Annotated in this window: 5 protein-coding genes; all 5 read right to left on the reverse strand. The window is 69.3% G+C overall.

The genetic code is table 11. From position 1 onward, the window contains the following. Nucleotides 1-33: 33 nt before the first annotated feature. The gene (locus ACFWGJ_RS42000; protein ID WP_387334223.1) at nt 34-531 is read right to left on the reverse strand and encodes a hypothetical protein; all 498 of its coding nucleotides are present in this window, start codon (nt 529-531) and stop codon (nt 34-36) included. A gap of 75 nt (nt 532-606) precedes the next feature. Continuing rightward, a complete protein-coding gene (gene pth / locus ACFWGJ_RS42005; protein WP_385838787.1) occupies nt 607-1218 on the reverse strand; it encodes an aminoacyl-tRNA hydrolase in 612 nt (203 codons plus the stop codon). Between the two features lie 97 nt (nt 1219-1315). Continuing rightward, entirely contained in the window at nt 1316-1900 is a 585-nt protein-coding gene (locus tag ACFWGJ_RS42010; RefSeq protein ID WP_387334224.1) for a 50S ribosomal protein L25/general stress protein Ctc, read from the reverse strand. Between the two features lie 208 nt (nt 1901-2108). Next, entirely contained in the window at nt 2109-3080 is a 972-nt protein-coding gene (locus ACFWGJ_RS42015) for a ribose-phosphate diphosphokinase (RefSeq protein ID WP_107015616.1), read from the reverse strand. Nucleotides 3081-3206: 126 nt separating this feature from the next. Further along, nucleotides 3207-4700, reverse strand: coding sequence for a bifunctional UDP-N-acetylglucosamine diphosphorylase/glucosamine-1-phosphate N-acetyltransferase GlmU (gene glmU / locus ACFWGJ_RS42020; protein WP_387334225.1), 1494 nt, complete (start codon nt 4698-4700; stop codon nt 3207-3209). Nucleotides 4701-4800: the final 100 nt, after the last annotated feature.

Genomic DNA, 4800 nt, shown 5'->3' on the forward strand with positions numbered 1-4800 from the left:
GTCGTCACGACCGCCCGGCCCCCTTCCGCACGTCTAGAGCGCCAGGAACGCCGTCGTCACCAGCGCCAGGCCCGCGCCGCCGAGCACCCAGCCCAGCCGGGTCCTGCCCAGACCGCCCGCCACCACCACCGAGGCGAGCATCAGCGCGCCGCCCAGCGGCACCCAGGCGTAGAGCAGGCCGCCGGTGCCCGCGCGCACGACCTCGTCGGTGCCGGGCTTCACCACCACCGTGTACGTGCGACCCTTCTCCACAGCCACCTCGCTGTCGAGGACGACCCGGTCCCGGGCGGTGGAACCCTGCGACGTGGGCCGGTACGGGCCCGTGCAGCGGTCGTCGGCGCACTTGGTGACCGTCATCGTGCCGCGTTCACGGCCCTTGGTGAGCATCACGTGCTGGGCGGTGCCCCAGGAGGCCCAGACGCCCGCGATCAGGATCAGCACCGCGACCGTACCCATCGCCGCGAACTGCCCCAGCCGCAGCGCCGTGGCCGCTTTCGGGCGGGAGGCGCGGGCACGGGAATGGGCGGGCATGGCGGCGATCCTTGGCCATGGCCCTGCGGTCGGTCAACTCCGGCCGGGCTCAAGCAGCGGTCAAGTACGGCATTGTCATGAGTTGTACGCCGACTGCGCCCGCTCCAGACCCTCGACGACCAGAGCCTCCACCGCGTCCGCAGCCCGGTCCACGAAGTAGTCCAGCTCCTTGCGCTCCGCCGAGGAGAAGTCCTTCAGCACGAAGTCCGCGACCTGCATACGCCCCGGCGGACGCCCGATCCCGAACCGCACCCGGTGGTACTCCGGACCCATCGCCTTCGTCATCGACTTCAGACCGTTGTGACCGTTGTCGCCGCCGCCCAGCTTCAGCCGCAGCACGCCGTGGTCGATGTCCAGCTCGTCGTGGACCGCCACGATGTTCGCCGTCGGCACCTTGTAGAAGTCCCGCAACCCCGTCACCGGACCGCCCGACAGATTCATGTACGACATCGGCTTCGCCAGGATCACCCGCCGGCTCAGCGGACCCGGCGGGCCGATCCGCCCCTCGATCACCTGGGCCTGCGCCTTGCCCGCCCGCTTGAACTTCCCGCCGATCCGCCCGGCGAGGAGGTCGGCCACCATGAAGCCCACGTTGTGGCGGTTCATGGCGTACTCGGGGCCGGGGTTTCCGAGCCCCACGATCAGCCAGGGCGCGCCTGGTTCCGTGGTCACGTCCGTCACTCCCATGGGTCCTTGACCGGCAGCGCCGGTGCGGTTCGGGGGATACGCGTCGGCCGCCGCCCCCTGAGGAGCGGCGGCCGGCGAACAGTGATCCGGTGCGGGATCAGGCCTCGGCGGACTCGTCGGCCGCGTCGTCCGAGGGCTCCTCCGACTGGGCGGCCAGGACCTGCAGCACGACCGCGTCCTCGTCGATGGCCAGCGTGGTGCCCTCGGGCAGCTCGATGTCCTTCGCGAGAATGGAGGCGCCGGCCTCAAGGCCCTCGATGGAGACGGTGACCGACTCGGGGATGTGCGTGGCCTCGGCCTCGACCGTCAGGGTGCTGAGCACGTGCTCCAGGATGAACGCGCCCGGGGCCAGGTCGCCCTCGGTCTGCACGTAGACCTCGACGTTGACCTTCTCGCCGCTCTTCACCAGCAGCAGGTCGACGTGCTCAAGGAAACCCTTGATGGCGTCACGCTGCACGGCCTTCGGGATCGCGAGCTGGCTCTTGCCCTCGATGTCCAGGGTCAGCAGGACGTTCGGGGTACGCAGGGCGAGCTGCAGCTCGTGGCCCGGCAGCGTGATGTGAACCGGGTCGCCACCGTGGCCGTACACCACCGCGGGGACCTTGCTCTCGCGGCGGATGCGGCGCGCGGCGCCCTTGCCGAACTCGGTACGGGTCTCGGCGGCGAGCTTGACCTCGGACATGATCACTCCTCGTAGTTCAGGGAAAGCCAGGGAAGAAGTCACCCGGCCGAACCGTCGGCCTGCTACGAAGAGCGCGTCGATAACGGACCGCCGCACCAAAGAGTGCGGCCTCCCTCGCCGAGCAACTGTGACAGCTTACGCGGCGGGGAGGCCGTACAAGAAATCGATCTAGGACGGCCTGCGACCGATCGGTCCGGCCGGCCCCCGGCTACTCGTCGAAGAGGCTCGTCACCGAACCGTCCTCGAAGACCTCGCGGACCGCGTTCGCGATCGTCGGCGCGATCGACAAGACCGTGATCTTGTCCAGTTCCAGCTCACCCGGAGTGGGCAGGGTGTCGGTGAAGACGAACTCGCTGACCTTGGAGGCCATCAGACGGTCCGCCGCCGGGCCCGACAGCACACCGTGCGTCGCCGTCACGATGACGTCCTCCGCACCGTGCGCGAACAGCGCGTCCGCCGCGGCACAGATCGTGCCACCGGTGTCGATCATGTCGTCGACCAGGACGCAGACGCGGCCCTCGACGTCACCCACGACCTCGTGGACGGTCACCTGGTTGGCGACGTCCTTGTCGCGGCGCTTGTGGACGATCGCCAGCGGCGCGCCGAGACGGTCGCACCAGCGGTCGGCCACCCGCACCCGGCCGGCGTCCGGAGACACGACCGTGAGCTTCGAGCGGTCCACCTTGTGGCCCACGTAGTCCGCGAGCAGCGGCAACGCGAACAGGTGGTCCACCGGGCCGTCGAAGAAGCCCTGGATCTGGTCGGTGTGCAGGTCGACCGTCAGGAGGCGGTCCGCACCGGCCGTCTTCATCATGTCGGCGACCAGACGTGCCGAGATCGGTTCACGTCCGCGGTGCTTCTTGTCCTGGCGCGCGTAACCGTAGAACGGCATGATCACGGTGATGCTCCGGGCGGAGGCCCGCTTCAGAGCGTCGATCATGATCAGCTGTTCCATGATCCACTTGTTGATCGGCGCGGTGTGGCTCTGGATCAGGAAGCAGTCGGCGCCGCGGGCCGACTCCTCGTAGCGGACGTAGATCTCACCGTTGGCGAAATCGAAGGCCTTCGTCGGAACGACCCCGACACCCAACTGGTGGGCGACCTCCTCGGCAAGCTCGGGGTGGGCGCGGCCGGAGAAGAACATCATCTTCTTCTCGCCGGTCGTCTTGATCCCGGTCACAGCACTGTCTCCTCAGAGGTGTCTCAGCTGGATGTCGAGATGAGTTGAGTTCTCAGTTGCGGTCTCAGCTGGATGTGCGGGTGTGCGTCTATCACGGTAGCCCGAGTCAGACCCGACCTTTTCCGGTCAGCTTTCGCCGCCGGCCTCCCGGGACGACGCCTCCGCCGCCTTCGCGGCCGCGCTGCCCGGACGCTTGCGGGCCACCCAGCCCTCGATATTCCTTTGCTGGCCACGGGCCACGGCCAGCGAACCGGGCGGTACGTCCTTCGTGATCACGGAGCCGGCCGCGGTGTAGGCGCCGTCCCCGATGGTGACAGGAGCCACAAACATGTTGTCCGAACCCGTCTTGCAGTGCGAGCCGACCGTCGTGTGGTGCTTGGCCTCGCCGTCGTAGTTCACGAAGACACTGGCGGCGCCGATGTTCGAGTACTCGCCGATCGTCGCGTCGCCCACGTAGGAGAGGTGCGGGATCTTCGTGCCCTCGCCGACGGTGGCGTTCTTCGTCTCCACGTATGTACCCACCTTCGCCTTCAGACCGAGGCGGGTACCGGGGCGGAGATACGCGAAGGGGCCCACGTTCGCCTGGGGGCCGATCTCCGCGCCGTTCGAGACGGTGTTGTCGACGCGGGCGCCGGCGCCCACCGTGGTGTCGTTCAGGCGGGTGTTGGGGCCGACCTCGGCGCCCGCGCCCAGGTGCGTGGCGCCCTGGAGCTGGGTGCCCGGGTGCACGATCGCGTCCTGCTCGAAGGTGACGGTGACGTCGACCCACGTGGAGGCCGGGTCGACGACGGTCACCCCGGCGAGCATCGCGTCGCGCAGCAGCCGGTCGTTGAGGATGCGGCGGGCCTCCGCCAGCTGCACCCGGTTGTTGATGCCCGCGATCTCGCGGTGGTCGCCCGCGACGGCGGCGCCGACGCGGTGCCCGGCCTCGCGCAGGATGCCGAGGACGTCCGTGAGGTACTCCTCGCCCTGGCTGTTGTCGGTGCGGACCTTGCCGAGCGCGTCCGCGAGGAGCTGCCCGTCGAACGCGAAGACACCGGAGTTGATCTCACGGATCGCGCGCTGGGAGTCGGAGGCGTCCTTGTGCTCGACGATCGCCGTCACCGCGCCCGAGGCGCTGTCGCGGACGATCCGGCCGTAGCCGGTGGCGTCCGGCACCTCGGCGGTCAGCACGGTGACCGCGTTGCCGTCGCCCGTGTGGGTCGCGGCGAGCTTGCGGAGGGTCGCGCCGGTGAGCAGGGGGGTGTCGCCGCAGACGACCACGACGGTGCCGTCGACGACGCCGCCCAGCTCTTCGAGGCCCATCCGTACGGCGTGCCCCGTGCCGTTCTGCTCGGCCTGTACGGCGGTCCGGACGCCCGGAGCGGTCGTGGCGAGGTGGTCGGTGACCTTCTCGCGGGCGTGACCCACGACGACGACGATCTTGTCGGGGTTCCCGGGATCCAACTCGCCCGCCGCGGCGAGCACATGGCCGACCAGGGAGCGGCCGCAGAGCTCGTGCAGGACCTTGGGTGTGGCCGACTTCATACGGGTGCCCTCACCCGCTGCGAGAACGACGACGGCTGCGGGTGGGGTCTCCCCTGCTCCGGAGCCGAGAGCTTGGGGAAGGTTGGCGCTCACGGATATGCCTTTCGGCTACTGGTGTCTGGGGTGCGGACATCCGCAGGATACCGGGGCGTTTCAGGAGCGACATGAGAGCGGGCCCTGACAGTGCTGTCAG

Origin of the sequence: Streptomyces sp. NPDC060205, assembly GCF_042728395.1 — a bacterium.
In the GTDB taxonomy this organism is placed as follows: Bacteria; Actinomycetota; Actinomycetes; order Streptomycetales; family Streptomycetaceae; genus Streptomyces.